The organism is Paenibacillus nicotianae (assembly GCF_042681745.1).
Classification (GTDB): Bacteria; Bacillota; Bacilli; order Paenibacillales; family Paenibacillaceae; genus Saccharibacillus; species Saccharibacillus nicotianae.
Map to the genome: position 1 here is coordinate 534,867 of NZ_JBHUGF010000010.1, position 21,293 is coordinate 556,159.

The 21,293-nt window shown below is 39.6% G+C and carries 18 protein-coding genes; 15 read left to right on the forward strand and 3 right to left on the reverse strand.

From position 1 onward, the window contains the following. The first annotated feature begins 284 nt into the window (after positions 1–284). Entirely contained in the window at positions 285–1,481 is a 1,197-nt protein-coding gene (locus ACFSGI_RS06525) for a M20 metallopeptidase family protein (protein WP_204823355.1), read from the forward strand. A gap of 163 nt (positions 1,482–1,644) precedes the next feature. Here ACFSGI_RS06525 and ACFSGI_RS06530 read toward each other — a convergent pair whose 3' ends face one another. Together ACFSGI_RS06530 and ACFSGI_RS06535 are read right to left on the reverse strand one after the other, a co-directional pair. Then, the gene (locus ACFSGI_RS06530) at positions 1,645–4,272 is read right to left on the reverse strand and encodes a X2-like carbohydrate binding domain-containing protein (RefSeq protein ID WP_204823356.1); all 2,628 of its coding nucleotides are present in this window, start codon (positions 4,270–4,272) and stop codon (positions 1,645–1,647) included. Between the two features lie 73 nt (positions 4,273–4,345). After that, entirely contained in the window at positions 4,346–5,401 is a 1,056-nt protein-coding gene (locus ACFSGI_RS06535) for a SurA N-terminal domain-containing protein (protein ID WP_379282741.1), read from the reverse strand. Between the two features lie 219 nt (positions 5,402–5,620). On the opposite strand from ACFSGI_RS06535, the gene ACFSGI_RS06540 reads away from it, so the two are divergent. From ACFSGI_RS06540 to ACFSGI_RS06565, 6 genes are all read left to right on the forward strand, one after another. After that, positions 5,621–6,451: a helix-turn-helix transcriptional regulator gene (locus ACFSGI_RS06540; protein WP_204823358.1), complete on the forward strand. Its 831-nt coding sequence runs from the start codon at positions 5,621–5,623 to the stop codon at positions 6,449–6,451. A gap of 170 nt (positions 6,452–6,621) precedes the next feature. After that, entirely contained in the window at positions 6,622–7,062 is a 441-nt protein-coding gene (locus ACFSGI_RS06545) for a YlbF/YmcA family competence regulator (RefSeq protein ID WP_204823359.1), read from the forward strand. Between the two features lie 79 nt (positions 7,063–7,141). After that, the gene (locus tag ACFSGI_RS06550) at positions 7,142–7,390 is read left to right on the forward strand and encodes a YlbG family protein (RefSeq protein ID WP_069329121.1); all 249 of its coding nucleotides are present in this window, start codon (positions 7,142–7,144) and stop codon (positions 7,388–7,390) included. Positions 7,391–7,782: 392 nt separating this feature from the next. Continuing rightward, positions 7,783–8,220, forward strand: coding sequence for a hypothetical protein (locus ACFSGI_RS06555; protein ID WP_204823360.1), 438 nt, complete (start codon positions 7,783–7,785; stop codon positions 8,218–8,220). Positions 8,221–8,427: 207 nt separating this feature from the next. Then, positions 8,428–9,330 (forward strand): selenium metabolism-associated LysR family transcriptional regulator, encoded by a 903-nt coding sequence (locus ACFSGI_RS06560; RefSeq protein ID WP_204823361.1) that lies wholly within the window; start codon positions 8,428–8,430, stop codon positions 9,328–9,330. A gap of 52 nt (positions 9,331–9,382) precedes the next feature. Then, the gene (locus tag ACFSGI_RS06565; protein WP_204823362.1) at positions 9,383–10,270 is read left to right on the forward strand and encodes a PHP domain-containing protein; all 888 of its coding nucleotides are present in this window, start codon (positions 9,383–9,385) and stop codon (positions 10,268–10,270) included. A gap of 178 nt (positions 10,271–10,448) precedes the next feature. On the opposite strand, the gene ACFSGI_RS06570 is transcribed toward ACFSGI_RS06565, so the two are convergent. After that, positions 10,449–12,209, reverse strand: coding sequence for an Rqc2 family fibronectin-binding protein (locus ACFSGI_RS06570; protein WP_204823363.1), 1,761 nt, complete (start codon positions 12,207–12,209; stop codon positions 10,449–10,451). A gap of 124 nt (positions 12,210–12,333) precedes the next feature. Here ACFSGI_RS06570 and dapF point away from each other — a divergent pair, with 124 nt between their 5' ends. From dapF to priA, 8 genes are all read left to right on the forward strand, one after another. Next, positions 12,334–13,170, forward strand: coding sequence for a diaminopimelate epimerase (gene dapF / locus ACFSGI_RS06575; protein WP_204823364.1), 837 nt, complete (start codon positions 12,334–12,336; stop codon positions 13,168–13,170). A gap of 115 nt (positions 13,171–13,285) precedes the next feature. Further along, positions 13,286–15,178 carry a bifunctional homocysteine S-methyltransferase/methylenetetrahydrofolate reductase gene (locus tag ACFSGI_RS06580; RefSeq protein ID WP_204823365.1) on the forward strand — a complete coding sequence of 631 codons (1,893 nt, stop codon included), beginning with the start codon at positions 13,286–13,288 and terminating at the stop codon, positions 15,176–15,178. A gap of 32 nt (positions 15,179–15,210) precedes the next feature. Continuing rightward, positions 15,211–16,107 carry a YicC/YloC family endoribonuclease gene (locus ACFSGI_RS06585; protein WP_204824927.1) on the forward strand — a complete coding sequence of 299 codons (897 nt, stop codon included), beginning with the start codon at positions 15,211–15,213 and terminating at the stop codon, positions 16,105–16,107. Between the two features lie 63 nt (positions 16,108–16,170). Then, positions 16,171–16,431: an extracellular matrix/biofilm regulator RemA gene (gene remA / locus ACFSGI_RS06590; protein ID WP_020615370.1), complete on the forward strand. Its 261-nt coding sequence runs from the start codon at positions 16,171–16,173 to the stop codon at positions 16,429–16,431. 67 nt (positions 16,432–16,498) lie between these two features. Then, on the forward strand, positions 16,499–17,071 hold the full coding sequence (gene gmk / locus ACFSGI_RS06595; RefSeq protein ID WP_204823366.1) for a guanylate kinase: 573 nt from the start codon (positions 16,499–16,501) through the stop codon (positions 17,069–17,071). Positions 17,072–17,118: 47 nt separating this feature from the next. Next, positions 17,119–17,340 (forward strand): DNA-directed RNA polymerase subunit omega, encoded by a 222-nt coding sequence (gene rpoZ, locus ACFSGI_RS06600; protein WP_204823367.1) that lies wholly within the window; start codon positions 17,119–17,121, stop codon positions 17,338–17,340. A 199-nt stretch (positions 17,341–17,539) separates the two neighbouring features. Next, a complete protein-coding gene (coaBC, locus tag ACFSGI_RS06605) occupies positions 17,540–18,769 on the forward strand; it encodes a bifunctional phosphopantothenoylcysteine decarboxylase/phosphopantothenate--cysteine ligase CoaBC (RefSeq protein ID WP_204823368.1) in 1,230 nt (409 codons plus the stop codon). Continuing rightward, entirely contained in the window at positions 18,766–21,291 is a 2,526-nt protein-coding gene (priA, locus tag ACFSGI_RS06610) for a primosomal protein N' (RefSeq protein WP_204823369.1), read from the forward strand. Before coaBC ends, priA begins: the two co-directional genes overlap by 4 nt. Positions 21,292–21,293: the final 2 nt, after the last annotated feature.

Consider the following 21,293-nt stretch of genomic DNA (forward strand, 5'->3'; position numbering starts at 1 on the left):
ACCAACTGCTAATTTTCATGCACAAATCCTCCTTTTGTAATAAAAAAATGTATATAATTTTGCTTCATATCAAATTATGGTTAAGTTCACTTTTCATGATAGTACGTTTTGTAGGTAGGTGCAAGCTTTACCCATCAGTTTGAACATCGTTCTTACCATTTATCGGTTATAATGAAACATAATTTAGTCATATAAACTATTATTTAACCAACTGAGCAGTATTGAAACGTCTGATTATGTGTATAATGAAATCATAAGAATGATATCGAAAGGATGAAGAGCAGATGGGGAATTACAATTGGGAAGCTTTATTTCCAGATATGGTAGAATGGCGCAGGCATCTTCATCGTCATCCTGAATTATCTTATCAAGAACATCATACAATGAAATTTATTGCTGATATATTAGTGTCTTTTGGAATTGAGACAACGTCCGGTGTTGGTGATACAGGAGTTATTGGTGTGATCAAAGGGCATTTACCCGGCAAAACAGTTGCGTTGCGTGCTGATATTGACGCTTTACCTATTCAAGATGAAAAAGAATGTGAATATGCTTCACAGGTGGATGGTGTAATGCATGCCTGTGGACATGATGGTCATACAGCAGGTTTATTAGCAGTCGCTCGTTATTTTAGTGAGAATAGAGCGACATTACAAGGTGAAATTCGTCTTATTTTCCAACCTGGTGAAGAAGTGTGTCCGGGTGGTGCTTTGAAGATGATTGCAGCCGGTGCACTTGAAGGGGTAGATGTGATCTACGGCGTACATTTATGGTCACCTTTGCCTGTTGGTATATTAGCTAGTGCATCCGGGCCGATTATGGCTTCTGTTGATGATTTTGTGATTGATATTACAGGAAAAGGTGGACATGGTGGTATTCCTCATGTAACTGTCGATAGTGTACTCACAGGTTCACAATTGGTTGTGCAATTGCAGTCGATTGTTAGTCGTAATGTGAATCCACTTCAACCAGCAGTGCTTACAGTAGGAACGATCAATAGTGGAACCGCCAAAAATATTATTGCTGAAACTTGTCGGATTACAGGAACTGTTCGTACATTTGATGAAGAAACTAGAGCCACTATCCGCAAAAGATTTGACGAAGTGACCCGTCATGTATGTGCAATGAATGGAGCAGAGGTAGAGATCGATTATATGATGGGTTATCCACCGTTAGTTAATCATGCCAGTGAGACGGATCGCTTTTTTGCAGTTGCCACAGAAATATTTGGAGAAGAACATGTACAAGTAACTCCGCCGATGATGCCAGCAGAGGACTTTGCTTATTATGTACAAGAAGTACCAGGTTGCTTTGTTTTTGTCGGTGTTGGTAATGAAGATAAAGGGATTACGTATCCGCATCATCATCCAAGATTCGATATGGATGAAGTAGGAATGTTGAATGCAGCCAAATTATTAACAGCACTCGCTGAGAATTATTTACAACAAGCTGTACTGGAAACACAACATACAGTGTCATGACTTCCTATCGGTTTATTGATGATTTAGCAATAAATAGATTATAAATACAATATTGGATCAAAAGTTATCCAAACAAAAAGATTCAGAGTTGGTGAACGATACACCGACTCTGAATCTTTTTTGATATTTGTAAAGTTATATAAAAATCATATAGCACAAGGAATCAAGTATCTGTAGAGTTAATCACATTCAGTTCGATTTTTAATTGCGCTCCTGAAGCAAATTCAAGCTGTAATCCTGACTTGCCAATAGCTCGTGTTGTTAAAAAGCTTCGGGTTAACGTATACGTATTTCCGTTGACTGTATAATCTTCCCCTTCGGTCAGACTACTTAATACATTGCCTTCTGTTCCGATATAACGAATTGTAGATAATGTATCTCCATCAAGATAGACATCCCATATCACTTGATTTGCAGGATCATCTTGTTTGGACGGATTAAGATCATACGTTGCTGAAGTAATCGATGTTGTCGGTTGCTTCGGATTTTCAGCACTGTTGTTATTGTATACTTGAATTTCAGTAAGTGTAGGGGTTCCGGTTGCATCAGGTTTGACACTATTGATCAGCAAGCGAAGCTGACTACTTGTGATATTGCCGAACTCTTTGAGTGAAACATTGGTTCCTAAACCGTTAGTCTGCTTTTCAAAAGTAGTCCATGTACCTGTTGCTTCATCATATCGTTGTAATTCATATTCAAGAATACGTGGATCGGTTCCGCTGTCGACATATTCATCCAGATACACTTCATCAAAAGAAATAGGTTTGCCAAAATTGATCGTAATCTCAATCGGATAAGTGACTTCATCCGGGCTTGCCCAGCGTGTTGTTGTTTTACCATCAACCAGATTGGTAGCTTCTAATCCTACATTCGGATGGGTGTAATTAGCTGTAATACTCTGATTCAGAGCTAGATTTTCTCGTGGTGCAGGTTGCTCATTTTCGATCGGGTTGTTATCCACCGGAGATTCAACTTTGGTTCCTATCGGACTTTCTTGAATCCCGATATCGATATTGTCACCATAATATAGATGATTGTTAAAGAAATCAGCTTTCCCTACATGTGCATTATAACGACCGGCATCAATTAATGGTGAAGTAGGTTTGACTTTAAAATTAGCTGCGGAATCGATAATATTGGCAACTCCATTGCCACGTTTGTAATCCGCAGGATCAGCTACAAATTGCGGATCTGCTAAGATAGCATGAGCATCAGCAGGTTGTTGTCCAGACTGTACACCACCAGCTTCGTAGTAGGCATTGTTAGAGAATACAGCTCTATTCAAGGCTCCCTCCTTGCGATACCATTTGGTTGGGGTGGTTGTCGATGTATTGTAGAATACATTATTTAAGAAATAGACCGTATCTTTAAATACTTCATCATGGAACCAGTCCATTTTGGAAGCATCATAGACAAATACATTATTCAGGAAATACGTAGGCGAGTAGTTGGTGGATAACATATTTTTTACAATAACACCGTTGTCATTCACACTTAAATTATAACGGGCAATTGAATTGGAACTGTTGCCCATATAAGCCATCCAACCTGCGGCATTATCATGAGAATAGTTATACTGATAAGTTACATTAAAATTGGTGAATTCCAGATCCCACGGTGTACCATCGTATTCTCCATAAGGCCCGCCATAGACCTCGTTATATTGCATAACCGTATCTGCACCTGCCCATAGATATAGTCCACAGGAAACAGCATTATAACGTTGTAAATAGCCATTCACTTCATTATATTCAACAGTCATATCTTTGGTGTTCGCAAGCTGAATTGCGCCCTGACCAATATCTTCAGCATAGTTATGACCGATATACACATCACGACTATACAAATCTCTGTTTTTGACCCACAGTTGTTCCCAACCTTCATGAAACTTGCCTGTTTCATCATATTCACCAGAACTAGTATCACGATCATAAAACCAGTTAAATGCAAATTCAATCGCATGTAGTTCTGTTTTGTAAAAACGGTTATTTTCGATACGAACATCTTTGAAATAGTATGCACCTTTATCATAAGAGGTGTAGCTCTTTTCTCCAAATACTTGAAAAACAATACCACCGTAATGGATCTTTTGCCAATCGGTCGGGCCATCAATATTGTGAATATAGTTATCACTGATACGGAAATAATCCATAATTTTATCATTGCCTTCTAGCAGATCAGCATTGATCGAAATCGATATGCCGTCTCGAACAACCGATTTTGTTTTGGCAGATACATTAATATCGGTATTGAAATCATCGTCGTTGGATAATTCTAGATTATGAATTTCCCAGTATTGTTGATTGCGAAGAACGACAGCACCGGTTAGTCCTACTTTATTTTTATCTTTAACAAAGTCTCCGCCTGTATACTGCAAAGGGTTGTCTACTTTACCGTTGGTAGCAATATACGGCTTACCGAGCGCTTCATCTCCATAACGATCGATCACAATCGGCTTGCCCGCAATTCCAGATCCTTTAGGCCAAAGTTGCTGATCTTGCCAGGTCTCACCGGATTTGAGTAAAATGCGATCTCCTGGCTGAAATGTAGTATGATTTGCTTTTTGCAATGTTTGCCACGGGGTATCGATAGACTTACCGTTATTGCTATCTTGTCCGTTGGTAGCATCGATATAATAATCGGTTCCACCATATGGGTTAGGAGCATTTCCACTAAGCGAACTTTTTGTTGTTTCTCCAGCAGTATCAGCAAAAGCAGAATAAGTAGGGAAGAGAGGAAGTAATAACGTGAACAATACCAGACCAATAAAAATTGTTTTTATTTTAGGCATGCTAGACCTCCAGTAAATTTACTTTTTGAAAATAAAGAATGACCTACATACAAAATGATAAAGCAGAATGAATTTAAGAAGAGGTTGCTAATACGGTACTTATTTTTTGTTGATCTACGCTAAAAGGAAAAGACTGCTGAATATGAGCTAGATACGTATTTAGTCGATCATTTAACAATGTTTCTGTAATCTGTGTTTGATACTGTTTGAAAGCTTCTTTTTGTTTGATAGTCGTGTGCTCTAATTGATATAAATTAAAGCCTTGCTTGGTTTCGATAAATATAGGTTGTGAAGGATCAGTAGCATTTCTAAGCTTCATAATCAGTTCGTTTTGATATGAGTTTTGCGAATTATTGCTATCAGGCTTGACTGTTTCTTCTGTTTTTTGAGGTAATTTGTATTTCTGTTGAATCGTAGTCATACTCATATTTTGTTGTAGATCTTGTGTGATTTGTTGCAACGTCGTTGCTTTTTGTTGTTGAGCAGAAGGGATATGGAGACGACTCACTTTATACGTAGTCGCATTAACTGTCCAATCTGCTTGATGAGCATTAAAGTAGGCATAAGCATCTTGGTCATTAATATATAGAGGATCGTTAGGAGATTGGCTTAATTGCTGTTTTAATTTGGTTCGGAGTGAAGTTAAGAGATGAGAATAATATGATTGTGGTGTAAAGGAAGTCAACCCGTATACAATTTCACCATGCGCTACAGCTTCAGTACGGCTTTTGTTTTCAGCTTCCATTGCTTGAAGAATATCTTCATAATCGATATGTTCTATCAAATGTTGCTGTTTGGCGACAATCAATAAGGTCTTGTCTTTTGCAATTTGAGCTAGTGCTTGTTGCTGTAATTGATCTATTGGTGTTACTCCATCGATGGCTTGGTTCCAATCTTCTTTAGTTAGTGGACGATGGTATTTGGTTTGAAATTCATTTTGTACCTGAGGACGTAATTGTTGCATATAAAAGCTTAATTCTTGCTTAGTGATACTGTAGTTATCCACCGCGGCAACCTTGTCATTGGCGTTGGACATATACAGGATCATCGTTAGCAGTGTGCCACCTACGATAAATAAGCCTGTAATCCAGAACAAAAATGATGGGGTATGTACCGCTTTTTTACGCATCATGCATCCCTCCTTTAATAGTCAAAAATGAATGTAAGAATACGTTTATTATACAGTTACGTGTAAGATTAGAATTTATCTTTATTGCTATGTATTTTAGATTTATTGCTTTAAAATAAACTATACGATTAAAAAGTGTAAACAAATGGTATAGATATTTTGCTCTACAAAAATCTTTTCTTACAGGATAAGTGATTTTACAATTAAGAGGTGGTAGTGATGAATAGTGAAGATCATTTGTCGACGATCGATGTTCATTCTTATGTGAATGCCGAGTTAATTTATATTAACAAGTCAGATACAGATGGGGAAAATTGGGTCACAATGAAGCATTCCCACCATTTTGTTGAATTTTTTTATGTCACTAGCGGTAGAGGCGAATTTTTAGTAGAAGATGAGCGATTTTCAATCAAAAAAAATGATGTAATCGTTATTAATCCGAATGTCGAACATACAGAAATTTCAGATACACATCAACTGCTGGAATATATAGTTATCGGGATTCATGGAATTTCATTGGTCAATGCAGAGCAACCTTTTTCTTATCTTAAAATAGACGATGTGAATCAAAATATTTTATTTTATGTTCATCAAATTTTGGAGGAATATACTGCGAAACAGTCTGCTTATGATGAGATATGTAAGCATCTAATTCGTATTTTGCTTCATCTTATTTTGCGTAAAAAACCTGTGCTCTTGCATGTAGAACGTTCCCAAAAAGTAAATCGTGAGATCGCTTTAGTTCGTAATTTTATCGATATTCATTTCAAAAAAGATATTACGTTAGATATGTTAGCTAGCGAAGCGCATATTAACAAATACTATTTATCACATGCTTTTAAAAAAAACTATGATATATCGCCACTTAAATACCTATCTATGGTTAGAATAAATACCGCTAAATTTTTGTTAGAATCTACGAATTATTCGATTTTGGATATTTCAGAAATTGTAGGTTTCAAGTCACAATCTTACTTTTCGCAACTATTTAAAAAAGAAATCGGTCTATCCCCCATGGATTATCGCAAAGAATGCTCACCTTTGTTGTAATATATGTATACGTAAAATGCTTGTTTTATCGCTAAATAGAGTGAATTTGCTGTATTACAGATACCATTTTTGGAAAAGCACTTCTAATCTGTTCTCGGCTTATGCTATGATAATAAAGACAACGAAGTCAGATGGTTGTCCACTTTATATACAGAAACGAGATGAACTTCATGAGCGTAACCGAGATTAGGACGGTCGATATGGCCGAAGTCTTGACAAACGCCTATGAATTAGGCGATATGATCAACAATTCTATCGAAGTCGCGAATTACCTATATTGGGAAGAGCGTATGCTAGCTCACCCGGAAGTAATAAGCTTGATGCACAAGCTCAATAGCAAAAAAGAATTATTTGAAGAAACACAGCGGTTTGGACATTTTCATCCGAACTTCCATGAAGCTAAAGAACAGGTCGAAGCTGTTCAACGAGAAATGGAACAGATTGAAGCGGTATGGCGCTTTAAAGATGCTGAGGAAAAATTGGATCAAATGTTATACGAAATGTCAGAGTTGATTGCACATTCGGTCTCTGAAAGTATCAAAGTTCCAAGCAATAACCCTTTACCGAAAGGAGGCGGATGTGGTAGTGGAGGATCATGTGGATGCAGTTGAGAACGAACAACCAGAAAATGTAGTACAACAAAATGTAACACAACAACCGGAAGAACAAGAATTGGCGTTACCTTCACGCATGGGCTATATTATCTGGGTGAATGATGTCAAAGCAGCACGCAATCTTGAAAAATATGGCTGTGTTCATTATATTTCACGTCGCATGCATTATGTAGTTATGTATTTGTACACTGAAAAAGCAGAAGAAACACTCAAAAATATCCGTCGTCTTTCTTACGTGCGCAAAGTTGAACGATCTTATCGAAATGAGATCAAAACGGAATATACTAAAGCGGTACCTGATCAGACTCAATTTTACGGTATTTAACAAAGTATTTTAAAATGAGCAGTTCTGACTACAATTTATCAGCGACCTTTAATGGTCGCTTTTTTATATTTTATTGCAGGAAACGGTTTCATTGAATGTTGTTTAAAGGTATGTAGTAAGTATTATTTATGATAATTTTGAAGATTTATCATTTATGGGTTAACGAAACGTTACTGCCTGTCGATATAATATTTAGTGGGACTACAGAACTGTAAGGTTGTAAAGACAAATACTGAAATGATATCAAATTACTTTAAAAATTAAAGAAATTTAGTGAAATGAGTTAAAAAATGGTAGCTTTTTCGTCTTGTGTAGGGCGAACGATGTATATATCTTAATAGGTATAAATACTTAGACGGAAAGACCCATACAGAATGGGGAGTGAATAGTTAATGAGAGATAAAGTAATGGAACGTTGGAGCACGTATGAACCTTTTCATGTAGAACTTGGCGAGAAAAAAGTTGCAGATATCGTAATTACGAATCATGCAATTACTCGTTATAATGACCGTATCGCCAAAGCTCAGACTAAACCTGAAGAAATTGCTTCATTTATGTGGGAAACGCTTAAACAAAATCGGATTGTATCGTATTATCGCAAAGAAGAAGACGTGTATTTAATTGATGAAGACCTTGTTGTTGTTGCTGAATTTGCTGATCTACCAGGTGAATACGATCTTACAGGTAACCCACTGCACAAAATGATTATCGTTACATTTTTGGGTAAAATGTCGGAAACCATTGAGCTTCGCGATCTTAAATCTTACTATTCGTGGTTAAGACACTCTCGTCGGATGACTTTGATCAAAAACAGTCGCAAACGCAAATAAGCTTTGTGTATTCACAGCAGCTTCACCCTAGATAAGAATAGGCATAGCATTATTTTAACAGTTTGCGCAAAAATGCAATGTTTATAAAAAAGCTAACCTATTTACTCATAATACTTTTGAAAAGAAGCGGCTATTAAAGCAAGCTTCTTTTTTGTATGCTTATACGAAAATGGTACAATATATACATAGTAAGGAGGGGGAACGGCAGTGGCATTTAATTTTCATCAATTGCATATTTTTTATACCGTTGCTGAGCGTGGAAGTTTTTCAGCAGCAGCGCAAGCTCTTCATATGACTCAACCGGCAGTCACAATGCAAGTACAGTCATTAGAAGATCATTTTGGTACCAAATTATTCAATCGTACAACCAAACGAATTGAATTGTCTGAAGCAGGTCATGCGTTAATGCCGTTCGCTTCACAAGGAATTCATCTCATGCGCGAAACCGATGCAGTCATGTCCAGATTTACCGATACATTAGCAGGGCGATTAGTTCTAGGTGCAAGTAACACGATAGGTGAATACGTATTACCTCGTCTGCTTGGTCCGTTAGGTCAGCAATATCCACATATGAAAGTCATGCTCAAAGTGATGAACACCACTCAAATTTTAGATGAAATTAGCCGCAATCAGCTTGATTTTGGATTGATTGAAGCCCCTGTAGATCACCCGGATATGACGATTAAGCCTGTGATGCAAGATGAACTCAAATTAATTGTGCCCGGCAACCATCCTCTAGCCGATCAGGAAATGGTGCAATTAACAGATTTGTTGAAGTATCCATTTGTATTACGTGAAAAAGGATCTGGAACCCGGCAAGTGATGGAAGAAGAGCTAATCAGACATCAGGTTGATCTGTCGCATATACAGACAGTAATGGAACTGGGCAGTACAGGAGCGGTAAAATCAGCCGTAGAAGCTGGATTAGGGATTACGATTTTGTCGCCATCATCGGTTAAGCATGAAGTCACGTTAGGATTATTGAAAGTCTTAACGATTGAAAATGTTTCGTTTCAACGGCAATTTTATTCGATTCATCTGAAATCTACGTTATTGACCATTCCGGCAGTTACTTTTTTACAATTTGTACAGGAGTATGAGTGGGTCTGAATATAGAAGTGTAATAGATAGGTAGAAGCAATCATATAGGAGTGATTAGATAATGAATAATGCTCAAGAAGAACGTTACGCAGATTTGCATACGCATAGTCAGGCATCGGATGGTATGAATACACCATCTCAAAATATAAAGTTAGCAGTAGAATCAGGTCTGGGTGCTATTGCTGTAACCGATCATGATACGGTAGCAGGTGTAGCCGAAGCGATAGAAGCAGGCAAATCATATGATATAGAAGTAATTGCTGGGGTAGAAATTAGCACTAGAGAAGATAATAAAGATATTCATATTCTCGGTTATTACCTCAATACAGAAGACCCTCAATTACTAGAACGTCTGCAAGGATTACGTGAAGTTCGAGACAACCGCAATGTACAAATTTTGCAAAAGTTACGTGATCTTGGTGTAGAGATTACGATGGATGAAGTGATTCAGCAATTAGGTAGAGAATTAATGCCTGATGAAAGTATCGGTCGTCCGCATATGGCTGATGTGTTAGTAGCTAAAGGATATGCTGTAGATCTAAAAGATGCTTTTAACAAGTATCTAGCAGAAGGCGCGGCTGCGTATGTCTCACCTCCACGTATTACAGCTTCTGATGCAGCGGTATGGATTCGTGAAGCCAATGGTGTTCCGGTGATGGCACATCCGGGTATTTATGGTGATGATACATTAGTAGAGCGTATTCTAGATAACAGTTCGATTGCAGGTCTAGAAGTCTATCATTCTGATCATTCTCCTGAAGATGAACAACGATATCTAGAAATCGCAAAACGTAGAGACTTAATCGTTACCGGTGGTTCGGATTATCATGGGGAACGTCAAGGAAAAGTATTTCATGGCCCATTGGGTGGAAAAAGTGTCCCGATGTCTACATTGATTCAATTGCGTCAATTACAGACAGCGATCGAGACAGGTATTACAGCAGAGTAGATATAATCTAGTAATCACAGTGAAATGATAGTAAAAACATTAGATATAGTTATAAGAAAAACGGCTGGATGATCACCTGTAATAGGTGTAGTCCAGCCGTTCTTTGTTTGATTTCGACATAGGAGCCTATTTAAAGCATACTTTATTGAAACATACCTATTCTATATTCAGAGAAGCATTACGATTTGATTGTACTTTCCAAGCTTTTTACTACATCTTCTTCAGGAGTGATAAATAGTGTAGTCTGTTGTTCGTAAATTACAAATCCCGGCTTCGCTCCACTTGGCTTACGCACATGACGAATCAGCGTGTAATCAACAGGTACACTGCTAGATTCTTTCGCCTGACTAAAATATGCGGCAAGCTGAGCGGCTTCTGCTAGTGTTGCTTCTCCAAATTGTTGACTGCGAATAACGACGTGAGAACCCGGAATATCTTTGGTGTGCAACCACGTATCATTAGAATGAGCTAATTTGTTGGTAATATAATCATTTTGCAAATTGTTTTTACCTACGTACATTTCGATACCTTCACTAGACGTATAGACATGAAGCGTAGGGCGATTGTCTTTGCGTTTCTTTTTCGCACGTTTATTACGATTGCGTACATATCCTTGTTCTGCTAATTCTTCACGAATTTCATCAATATCTTGTAAGGAAGCACTGCCTAATTGTTGAAGCAACGAATCCAAATACTGAATTTCAGCATGCGTTTTGATCAATTGCTGATCGATAACAGCTAGACTATTTTTGTATTTGTTATAACGTTTGAAATAACGCTGTGCATTATCAGACGGTGTTAATTGTGGATCAAGTGTAATTGTAATTGGACGCTGTTCTTCATCATAGAAGTTAATCAACTCAATCTGCTTGTCGCCGCGTTTCAATTCATGAAGCGAAGCAAATAATAATTCTCCTTGAATACGGAACTTTTCAGCGCCTTCTGCTTCTTTGATATCTTTTTGCAAGTTATCTAGTTTTTTAATGTTTTTGCTACGTTCATTTTGGAGAAAACGCAATAGATCGCTTGTTTTCTGCTTAACGGTATCGCGTTCTGCTTTGTCACCATAATATGCTTCAATACATTGACTGATCGAATCATAATGTTTTTCTTCTTCTTGAATCAAGGTTAACGGAACAGCTGAAAATACGATTTTGCCTTGTGCATTAAGACCGCTCACCGGAGCAAATTCCCCTTTGGATACTTGCTCCATTAAGGTCGAAAATGCTTGCCAGATATACTGTACATCTGGATACGGATTTTCATTTTCTCCATTAACGCTAATATCGGCTTGTTGAGCGCGATATACAATTTCTTCTGCAATCAATGGGCTCAGACCGCTAAATGTATTCAAAAGAAAACGAGCAGGAGGATCGATATTTTCACGATGCTTCTCCATAAATTGTTGTTCGCCCGTTTCTAAAGGATTTAATTTGTGCTGATCGGGTGGTTCCACATAGCTGAATCCAGGCATAATAACACGATAGCTACTGATTGCTGGTGTAATATGATGAATGCCATCCAGTATGGTATTGGTTGCCGGATCGATCACAATCATATTACTATGACGACCCATAATTTCGATAATCAATCGTTTGAAAGAAACATCGCCTAATTCATCTCGTTGACGTACATTGAAATGAATTACACGTTCCATACCTACCTGCTCGATTGATTCAATAATAGCACCTTCACAATGCTTACGAAGAAGCATACAGAACATCGGTGCTTCCTGCGGATTCATAAAAGATTGCTCGGTAAATTGAACACGCGGATAAGTTGGATTTACACTCAGAATTAATTTGCGATTGCCGCGTTGTGCACGAATCTGAAAAACAATATCATTACCTGTCGGTTGGTGAATTTTATTAATACGTGCGCCTTGTAGAGATTGAAGCTCATGAACAATCGCACGGGTAACAATGCCATCTAATGCCATATCGAGTATTCTCCTATTCTTACTATCATAATCATCTTCTATCATGCCACAAAGCCATAGCAATTTATAGTGCCATCATGTATGCTTACCCAATAGAACGTGTTTTTCGGAGGAGAGAATCAATATGGAATTTACCAAAATGAATGGTCTGGGCAATGATTTTATCATCGTCTATGGAGAGCCATCCTTACCAGCTAATGTAGCAGAATTAGCGATTAAGCATTGCAATCGTTACTTTGGTATTGGTGCAGATGGATTGGTTTATATTTTGCCGTCTGCTAATGCAGATTTTATGATGAGAATTATTAATTCAGATGGATCAGAAGCAGAACAATGTGGGAATGCGATTCGTTGTGTTGCCAAATATGTATATGATCGTGGCTTAACGCCTCATACTGAAATTACGATAGAAACGATGGGTGCCGGTGTACAATCGGTTACCGTTCAAGCTGAAGATGGGATAGCCCATACGGTTCGTGTAGATATGGGAGAACCGATTCTGGATAGTACCTTGATTCCAGTAGCGATCGAAGGCAATCCAGTGATCAATCAAGAAATAGAAGTGGAAGGACAGATTTTCCATTTTACAGCGGTATCGATGGGTAATCCACATTGTGTGATTTATGTCGATGATGCCATCAATATCGATCTGAATAAATGGGGTCCACTACTTGAAAATCATCCGTTATTCCCGCGCAAAGTCAATGTAGAATTTACAACGGTGCAAAGTCGTGATCGGATGGATATGCGTGTATGGGAACGTGGAGCAGGCCCGACACTGGCTTGTGGAACAGGTGCTTGTGCAACGCTAGTATCTTCAGTGCTCAATGGATTTTCAGATCGTAACGGATATGTATCGCTTAAAGGTGGAGACTTATATATCGAGTGGGATGAGTCGAGTAACAAAGTATATATGACGGGGCCTGCGGCTACTGTATACACTGGGAAAACAACAGAATAATATGCTTTACACCTCTGGTTATATAATTTAACTATACCACCGTTAAAACGTCTTCTAGAGCGCTTTTGTATGATACATTAGAACGTAAATGACATACAGTGGGGTGGACTATACAATGAAGCCAGATTTGCGTTCCAAATGGACAGATAGTGTAATTATAGGCGATGGAGCAATGGGGACTTATTTGTATCAATTAGGATTTCCGGTAGGTATTTCTTATGAAGAACTGAATTTGATTCGTCCACATATTATAGAAGATGTACATCGCCAATATGTTACTGCTGGTGCTCAAATGATTGAGACCAATACATTTTCTGCTAATTATGACCGATTATCTAAATATGGGCTTGAACATAAAGTAGATGAAATTAATCGTGCAGGTGTAAGGATTGCACGAGCGGCGGCTGGTGATCAAGCGTATGTGGTCGGTTCAGTAGGCGCGATTCGTAATGGTAAACGAACCAATATTCCGCGGTCTGAATTACGTCAGCATTTTAGACAGCAAGTATCGTCTTTGTTAGAAGAAGGCGTAGACGGCATTTTGTTAGAAACGTTTTTTGAAGTGGAAGAACTGGCAATCGCTTTACGACAAGTACGCAAACTGACAAATATTCCAGTGATGTGTCAATTAACAGTAGAAGATGCGATTCGGACGCTGGATGGTTTTGCTTTGCCAGATGCGTTTGCTTTATTGACAGATGCCGGGGCAGATATGGTAGGGCTGAATTGTCGTGTTGGCCCTAATGGAACGCTGCATGCGCTTGAAGCGGTTCAAGGTAAAGTATCTTTGCCATTATCTGTGTATCCTGATGCAGGAGTAGCGGATTATGTAGATGGTGAATATCGTTATGGAGCAAGTCCCGCTTATTTTGGTCAGCGTAGTATTCGCTTTGCAGAACTAGGAGCAAGAGTGATCGGCGGATGCTGTGGAACAACTCCTGAACATATCGCTGCTATTGCAAGAGCTTTAGAAGGATATGTACCGGAAAAGTTAGACTTTTCTAATGTGCAGACACCGATTCCTCAGATCAGTGTCACTATCGAGAACGCTATTATGGATGAAAGCGATCGTAATGGTGAAGACGTACCGCCAACACTGGTAGATCTGGTGCGTGAACGTCCAACAGTGATTGTAGAACTTGATCCACCTCGTGATCTGGATATTACACGCTTTCTCAAAGGAGCCGCCGCGCTTAAAGAAGCTGGCGTAGACGCGCTGACTTTAGCTGATAATTCGCTTGCTGTTACTCGTATGAGCAATATGGCACTTGGACATATTGTGCAACGAGAAGCAGGGATTCGTCCTTTGATTCATATCGCTTGTCGTGATCGCAATATGATCGGCAGTCAATCGCATATGATGGGATTTGATGCTCTAGGTATCGATCATGTACTAGCTGTAACCGGTGATCCGTCCAAATTTGGCGATTTGCCGGGAGCGAGTTCTGTTTACGATATGACTTCGTTTGATATGATCAAAATGATCAAGCAGTTGAATGAAGGGATCGCTTTTTCTGGAAAGCCTCTCAAACAACGTGCCAAATTCGTTGTAGGCGCAGCCTTTAACCCGAATGTCAAACATCTGGATAAAGCTGTTGTCCGTCTGGAAAAGAAAATTGCGGCAGGCGCTGATTATATTATGACTCAGCCTGTCTATAATGTGCAGTTGATAGCTGATATTCGGGAAGCGACCAAACATTTGGATATTCCTATTTTTATCGGAATTATGCCACTTGCTAGTGGACGAAATGCAGAATATCTTCATAATGAAGTTCCTGGTATTCAATTATCCGATGAAGTACGTGGACGAATGGCAGGGCTTGAAGGCGAAGAAGGCAGAGCGACAGGCGTAATGATTGCCAAAGAATTGCTGGATGTCGCTATGGAACATTTTAATGGAATTTATATTATGACTCCGTTTATGTTTTATGATATGAGTGTACAGCTAACTGAATATATATGGGCAAAAGCAAAGCGCCGTCCCAACCCCTTGTTTCACAATAGATAATCAATTACAATAGGATAACGGATGTGATGCCGATGTCATTCAGTATGACCGGATACGGTCAGTCCGCCGTGCAATTTGGCGGCTACAAAGTCCAGATTGAAGTCAAATCCGTCAACCATCGTTATTGCGAAATTATGATGCGTTTACCACGTGAATGGGGTCAAATGGAGGACAGTCTCAAACGGCTGATTCAAGATGTGATCAAGCGTGGACGGATAGATGTATTTATGAACAAAGAGCAAGACACAGGGCAAGTTCCGTCTTTGAAGCTTAACCATGCTAACGTTCAGTCTTATTTACAAGCGGGTCAAGAGCTTACAGAGCGTTATGGTATGAATGGAAATTTGGATATTCATCAATTACTTGCATTACCAGGAGTGATGACTACTGAGCAACCTTCGGCATTGGCAGATGAAGAAGAACAAGCACAGTGGCAACAGATTCTTGGACAAGGACTACAAGAAGCACTTCAAAATTTGCTACAAATGCGTGCACGAGAAGGGATTCATTTAGCTAACGATTTGCGGGAGCGTGTGAATCTGCTAGAGCAGCATTATCGTAGTATGTGTGAATTGGCGCCTACTGTTGTAGAAGAACATCGCATACGTCTAAAACAGCGATTATCTGAACTTCAGGATGGAAGTTATCATTGGGACGATTCCAGAATTAGCATGGAGATAGCTGTATTTGCAGATCGTTCTAATATTGACGAAGAATTGACGCGTTTGAATAGTCATTTTCAGCAGTGTAAATTATTGCTAGAAAGTAACGATGCAATAGGACGTAGGCTTGATTTTTTGATTCAAGAAATGAATAGAGAAGTGAATACGATTGGTTCCAAAGCAAATCATCTGGCTCTAGTCAATCATGTGGTCGAGATGAAAGCGGAACTGGAAAAGATTCGCGAACAAGCCGCAAATTTGGAATGAATGCAAGTCAGCGACCTCATTTCGGCGTAAATGAGTCAAATGTATAGGGGGAAAAACCTGAAGATGGCCATCAAACTTATCAATATTGGCTTCGGAAATATTGTATCCGCTAATCGGATTATTTCTATAGTAAGCCCTGAGTCTGCACCAATCAAAAGAATTATTCAGGAAGCACGCGATCGTCATATGCTCATTGATGCCACATATGGTCGTCGTACCCGTGCTGTTATCATTACCGATAGCGATCATGTAATTCTTTCCGCAGTACAACCGGAAACAGTCGCACATCGCTTATCTACTAAAGATGATGATCACGACGAATAAACAAAAAGAGGCTGTTGATCAATCCAGTACGTACCGGACGACGCAACAGCCTAAAATGGAGTGTACCATGTCTAAAGGATTATTATTTGTATTATCCGGCCCTTCCGGCGTCGGCAAAGGAACGGTATGCAGTGCTCTTCGGACGCGTATGCCTGAATTGATCTATTCTGTATCTGCAACTACACGCAAGCCTCGTACAGGTGAGGTGGACGGAGTAAACTACTTTTTCAAAAGCCATGAGCAATTTCAAGAAATGATCTTAAATGATCGTTTGCTTGAACATGCAGAATATGTAGGCAATTTCTATGGAACACCACGTGATTTTGTAGAAGATACGCTGAATGCGGGTAACGATATTTTCCTGGAAATCGAAGTGCAGGGTGCTTTGAAAGTCATGGAGAAGTTTCCAGAAGGCGTATTTATATTTTTGACTCCACCTTCGTTTGAAGAATTGGAACAACGTCTGCATGGACGTGGAACCGAAACCGTAGATACGATCATGAATCGAATGACGGTAGCTGCTGACGAGTTGGAATTAATGAAGCATTATGATTACTCTGTAGTCAATGATGAAATTGATCTAGCATGTATGCGAATCCAGAGTATTATTGTCGCAGAACATTGTAAGATTACAAAATAAGTCCTGCGGAATATATTTCGCAGAACACGAAGAGGTGTGTGTATCTAATGTTATATCCTTCTATTGATGAAATGATGACTAAAGTCGACAGTAAGTACTCGCTTGTTGTTGCAGCTTCCCGTCGTGCTAGACAACTACGTGAAGGTAGTGTTAGTGAATTGAAAGATGCTCATGCGAGCAAATATGTAGGGATTGCATTAGAAGAAATCTATAACGATATTCTTCGTATTGAACGCAGAACAGAAACAGAGTATGACGACGAAAAATAAGTAACAGGCTACGGTAAAGGGGCCCGCTATAGAAGCTTAACTAAATACGGACCCCTGCGCCACTTGCTAACAACCGAAAGGTTGTTATTTTTTTTGAAAATATATTAAAACGACGGAATAGATTCCCCTTTTACAACAAAAAGCGGTATAATAAAGGGATGAATAATTGTAAAAATTAAACGAAAGCGGGGAAATAGAGATGCTGCAAGGTAAAAAGATTGTGCTGGGGATTACTGGCGGAATCGCTGCTTACAAAGCGGCAGCGTTGTGTAGCGGATTGGTGAAACAAGGAGCAGATGTACATGTCATTATGACACGTTCCGCTTCCAAATTTATTACCGAACTTACCCTACAGACGCTCTCTCGTAACCCGGTTCATATAGATACATTTGACGAACGTGATCCAGAAGTAGTCACTCACATTAACCTGGCTGATCTGGCTGATCTGGTATTAATTGCTCCAGCCACTGCAAATACAATTGCTAAAATGGCACATGGATTAGCTGATGATATGCTGTCTTCTACATTGCTTGCTACTACAGCTCCAATCATGGTCGCACCAGCAATGAATGTGCATATGTATCAACATCCAGCAGTTGTACAAAATATGAATACACTGGTGAGTCGTGGTGTATTGATGATAGAGCCAGGAAGTGGCATGCTGGCTTGTGGTTATGTCGGCAAAGGTCGTCTGGAAGAACCGGAGACGATTATTAAAGTAGTTCAAGACTTTTTTCAAGCTCAAGCACACCGTAATCAGTTACGTCAGGTGTTAGCAGGTAAGAAAGTAACTGTCACAGCAGGTGCAACAGTAGAACGGATCGATCCTGTTCGTTTTATTACCAATGATTCCTCCGGCAAAATGGGGATTGCAATCGCCAAAGCAGCTCGTGATATGGGAGCATCGGTACGATTGATTGCAGGAACCGTACAAGTGCCTTTACCAGAAGGGATCGAAACGGTACGTGTTCAATCTGCTCAAGATATGTATGAAGCGGTATTAGGCGAATGGAATCATACTGATATTATGATTCAAACAGCGGCTGTAGCAGATTATCGTCCGCGAACCGTATATGAGACTAAAATGAAGAAAAAAGACGAAGGATTTACACTCGAACTGGAAAAAACAGTTGATATTTTGGAAAGTTTAGGCCAACGCAAACAGGGACAATTTTTGGTTGGTTTTGCCGCAGAAACGAATGATGTAGCTGAACATGCGATGGGCAAATTAAAACGCAAAAACTGTGATCTATTAGTCGCTAATGATGTTACTGCTGTTGGCGCTGGATTTGGAACCGATACGAATCTAGTCCAGATTTACGATGCACAAGGATTAGTAGCTGATCTGCCGTTAATGAGCAAAGATGAAGTAGCGATTCAGTTGCTAAGTGTTGTAGCCAAACGGCTGAATGGAGTGTCTACCTCATGACTCTTATTGCTCAGGTGATTGTAGATGTACCTAGCCGGGGCACAGATCGTCCATTTGATTATATTGTGCCAGAATCGATGCGAGGATGGTTAGAAGTAGGAAGTCGTGTAGGTGTTCCTTTTGGTCCCCGTACATTACAAGGATTCGTGATCGGGTTGAGCGGAACATCTGAGACACCAGCAGCCAAGCTCAAATCGTTACAAGAATTGCTTGATCTGGTGCCTCCACTGTCCGAAGAATTGGTTGAGTTGTCCGAGTGGATGAGTGCCAAATATGCTTGTCACCGCATTACTGCTCTTCAATCGATGTTGCCTGCGGCTTTGAAAGGAAAAGCAGAACGGTATATTCGAGTCGCTGAACGTGAATCTTGGGTAGGAGAAGATTCTCTTTTTGATGCTACAGAATCGTTATTAACCGACGAAGAAGAACAGATTATCTCTCATATTCAAAAGCAACAAGAAGTACGGATGGAATTGTTAAGTCGCCGATTTGGTGAACAAGCCCATATTATCAAATCGTTATTGCAACGGGGCATTTTATTAGAAAGTCGTAGCATACGCGATAAAGTGCAAAAGAAAACAGTCAGAACTGTTTCTCTACATTTACCAGAAGATGAGATTCGTACGATTATCGAAGAATTTCCAGCCAAAGCAAAGCGTCAACAAGAAGTGCTAACGTATATCGCAGATACAGGTGGCGATGTACCACTCAAAGAAATTATGACCGTGCTCGGCGTAACAGCAAGTACAGTGAAAGCTCTGGCAGATAAAGGATATATCGCTATTATGGATATGGAAGTGTATCGTGATCCGTATCAAGATCGCAATTTTACACCGAGTACACCATTTAAGTTAACAGATGAACAACAGCAAGTATATAACTCTATTATTCGCCGTATTAACCAGCGGGAAAAAGGCGAGTATTTAATTCATGGGATTACAGGTAGTGGCAAAACAGAAGTCTATCTACAATGTATTCAGCGTGTTATTGAACAAGATCGACAAGCGATTATGCTTGTGCCTGAGATTGCACTGACACCGCAGATGGTAGAGCGATTCAAAGGTCGTTTTGGTGATCGTGTAGCTGTTATGCATAGTCGTCTATCGAGTGGAGAACGATATGATGAATGGCGCAAAATTCGTGAAGGTAAATCTCAAGTTGCGATTGGTGCACGTTCAGCGATTTTTGCTCCTTTTTCCAATCTAGGTTTAATTATTATGGATGAAGAGCATGAGACTTCGTATAAGCAAGAAGAAAGTCCCAAATACCATGCGCGTGATGTAGCGATTCATCGTGCTCATCAGCATAATGCAGTTGTAATTCTCGGTTCAGCTACGCCCTCACTGGAAAGTTATTATGCAGCAAGGTCGCAAGCGAATGATGAATTTATGCCAACATTATTGGAAATTCATGGACGGGCACTTGGAAGTGAACTTCCAGCCGTAGAGATTATTGATATGCGTGAAGAGTTAAAAGAAGGCAATCGCTCTATGTTCAGTCGACCTCTTCATCAAGCAATCGAAGACCGTCTGGAAAAAAAGCAACAGATTGTGTTACTGCTTAATCGGCGCGGGCATTCTACATTTGTTATGTGCCGTACATGTGGTTATGTAGCTGAATGTCCAAATTGTGATATCTCACTCACTTATCATCAGCGTTCTAATAGTCTACGTTGCCATTATTGCGGTCATGCAGAACCGGCTCCGCAAATATGTCCTGAATGTGGTAGCGAACATATTCGTTATTTTGGTACAGGAACACAGCGTGTAGAAGAAGAATTGGCGAAATTATTTCCCGGTATTCGTGTCGTACGAATGGATGTCGATACAACCACGCAAAAAGGATCGCATGAGAAATTGTTAAATCAATTTCGAGATAAAAAAGCAGATCTGCTATTAGGAACACAAATGGTAGCCAAAGGATTGGATTTTCCAGATGTGACGTTGGTTGGTGTTATTGCTGCTGATTCGGCACTACATTTACCTGATTTTCGGGCGGCGGAAAAAACATTTCAACTACTCACACAGGTAGCGGGTCGAGCGGGTCGTCATCATTTGCCAGGTGAAGTAATTGTGCAGACCTATAATCCAGAGCATTATTCAGTTATTCATGCGAGCCGTCACGATTACGGGTCTTTTGTGCGAGAAGAATTGAAGCATCGTCAGACGCTCGGGTATCCACCGTATTGCCGGTTGGCATTGATTACTTTTTCACATGAAAAATTAGCCTTATTAGTACGTATCGCTGAAAATTATACACAGATGATTAAAGATCAAGCTTCCAAATTAGGTTGGCTAGGTAGTCTAGAACGATTTTCAAATGAAGCATTGGATGTATTAGGGCCTGTCGCTTCACCTATACCACGCTTAAAAAATAGATACCGATTCCAATGTATGATAAAATGGCGTGGAGATATGGACGTTGCCAAGCTTGCAGAGCATGTGGCAGAACAATTGCAAGATAGTGTACGTGATAAAGAATTATTAATCAGTATCGATGTGGATCCACAGGTATTGATGTAAAA

Excerpts from the sequence above, each read along its gene's own strand:
- ACFSGI_RS06535 (WP_379282741.1), bottom strand. The coding sequence starts at position 5,401 with ATGCGTAAAAAAGCGGTACATACCCCATCATTTTTGTTCTGGATTACA.
- ACFSGI_RS06580 (WP_204823365.1), top strand. The coding sequence starts at position 13,286 with ATGAAGCCAGATTTGCGTTCCAAATGGACAGATAGTGTAATTATAGGC.
- ACFSGI_RS06540 (WP_204823358.1), top strand. The coding sequence starts at position 5,621 with ATGAATAGTGAAGATCATTTGTCGACGATCGATGTTCATTCTTATGTG.
- gmk (WP_204823366.1), top strand. The coding sequence starts at position 16,499 with ATGTCTAAAGGATTATTATTTGTATTATCCGGCCCTTCCGGCGTCGGC.
- remA (WP_020615370.1), top strand. The coding sequence starts at position 16,171 with ATGGCCATCAAACTTATCAATATTGGCTTCGGAAATATTGTATCCGCT.
- ACFSGI_RS06585 (WP_204824927.1), top strand. The coding sequence starts at position 15,211 with ATGTCATTCAGTATGACCGGATACGGTCAGTCCGCCGTGCAATTTGGC.
- ACFSGI_RS06525 (WP_204823355.1), top strand. The coding sequence starts at position 285 with ATGGGGAATTACAATTGGGAAGCTTTATTTCCAGATATGGTAGAATGG.
- ACFSGI_RS06545 (WP_204823359.1), top strand. The coding sequence starts at position 6,622 with ATGAGCGTAACCGAGATTAGGACGGTCGATATGGCCGAAGTCTTGACA.
- ACFSGI_RS06570 (WP_204823363.1), bottom strand. The coding sequence starts at position 12,209 with ATGGCATTAGATGGCATTGTTACCCGTGCGATTGTTCATGAGCTTCAA.
- dapF (WP_204823364.1), top strand. The coding sequence starts at position 12,334 with ATGGAATTTACCAAAATGAATGGTCTGGGCAATGATTTTATCATCGTC.
- coaBC (WP_204823368.1), top strand. The coding sequence starts at position 17,540 with ATGCTGCAAGGTAAAAAGATTGTGCTGGGGATTACTGGCGGAATCGCT.
- ACFSGI_RS06555 (WP_204823360.1), top strand. The coding sequence starts at position 7,783 with ATGAGAGATAAAGTAATGGAACGTTGGAGCACGTATGAACCTTTTCAT.
- ACFSGI_RS06530 (WP_204823356.1), bottom strand. The coding sequence starts at position 4,272 with ATGCCTAAAATAAAAACAATTTTTATTGGTCTGGTATTGTTCACGTTA.
- rpoZ (WP_204823367.1), top strand. The coding sequence starts at position 17,119 with ATGTTATATCCTTCTATTGATGAAATGATGACTAAAGTCGACAGTAAG.
- ACFSGI_RS06550 (WP_069329121.1), top strand. The coding sequence starts at position 7,142 with ATGGGCTATATTATCTGGGTGAATGATGTCAAAGCAGCACGCAATCTT.
- priA (WP_204823369.1), top strand. The coding sequence starts at position 18,766 with ATGACTCTTATTGCTCAGGTGATTGTAGATGTACCTAGCCGGGGCACA.
- ACFSGI_RS06565 (WP_204823362.1), top strand. The coding sequence starts at position 9,383 with ATGAATAATGCTCAAGAAGAACGTTACGCAGATTTGCATACGCATAGT.